Genomic DNA, 1,306 nt, shown 5'->3' on the forward strand with positions numbered 1-1,306 from the left:
GGCGTCGGCGGCGACTGGCCTGTATTTAAAAGGATGAGCATCCGATATATTGATGGCGCTGCCGAACCACCGGCAGACCCGTCGGACCGTGCTGGAGGAACCCGTGCTCTCCCCTGAATCGACCGTGACCGTCCGCGCCACCCTGCCCGTGGTCGGCGCCGCCATCGGCGAGATCACCACGCTGTTCTACGGCCGGATGTTCGCCGACCACCCCGAGCTGGAGCGCGACCTCTTCAACCGCGGCAACCAGGCGGCCGGCGAGCAGCCCAGGGCACTGGCCGGGGCGATCGCCGCGTACGCGACCCTGCTGGTCGAGCAGCCGGACGTCCGGCCGGGCGCGATGCTGGCCCGGATCGCCCACAAGCACATCTCGCTGGGCATCACCGAGGACCAGTACGAGATCGTGCACAAGTACCTCTTCGGCGCGATCGTCGAGGTGCTCGGCGAGGCCGTCACCCCCGAGGTGGCCGCCGCCTGGGACGAGGTCTACTGGCTGATGGCCGGCGAACTCATCGCCCTGGAGGCCAGGCTGTACGCCGAGGCGGGCGTCGCACCGGGCGAGACCTGGCAGGAGATGACCGTGGTCGCCCGGACCCAGGAGTCCCGCGACGCCGTCTCCTTCACCCTCCGCCCGGCCGACGGCGGCCCCGCCCCCGCCTTCCGTCCCGGCCAGTACGTCAGCGTGGCCGTCCGGGTCGCCGACGGCGCCCGGCAGATCCGCCAGTACAGCCTCTCCACCGCGCCCGGCGGCGCGCACTGGCGGATCACCGTGAAGCGGGTGCACGGCGGCGACACCCCCGAGGGCGAGGTATCCGGCTGGCTGCACGGCAACGTGCACGCCGGCGACGTGCTGACCGTCTCCCGGCCGGCCGGAGACCTCACCCTGGCCGAGGGCACCGAGCCGCTGCTGCTCGCCTCCGCCGGGATCGGCTGCACCCCGATGATCGGCATGCTCGACCACCTCGCGGCCACCGGCTCCGGGCGCCCCGTCACCGTGGTGCACGGTGACCGCTCGCTCGCCGACCACGCCCACGCCGAGCAGCTGCAGACCCTGGTCCGGGCGCTGCCCGGGGCCGCGCTGCACCGCTGGTACGAGCAGCCCGCCGAGGACGGCGCGGCACCCGCCGGCACCGGGGCCCGGACCGGCCGGGTCGACCTGGCGCAGATCGAGATACCGGAGGGCGTCCGCGCCTACCTGTGCGGACCGCTGCCCTTCATGCGCGCGGCGCGGGCCGAGCTGCTGCGGCGCGGCGTGCCGGCCCAGGCGATCCACTACGAGGTGTTCGGCCCCGACCTCTGGCTCGCC

General features: G+C 73.7%; 1 protein-coding gene. It reads left to right on the forward strand.

What is annotated here, in order from left to right; translation table 11 throughout:
- Positions 1-103: 103 nt before the first annotated feature.
- Positions 104-1,306, forward strand: a 1,203-nt coding sequence (locus tag ACFC1R_RS38810) for a globin domain-containing protein (RefSeq protein ID WP_375946429.1), incomplete at its 3' end; no start/stop codon positions are given.

The organism is Kitasatospora sp. NPDC056138, from assembly GCF_042264695.1.
GTDB lineage: Bacteria > Actinomycetota > Actinomycetes > Streptomycetales > Streptomycetaceae > Kitasatospora.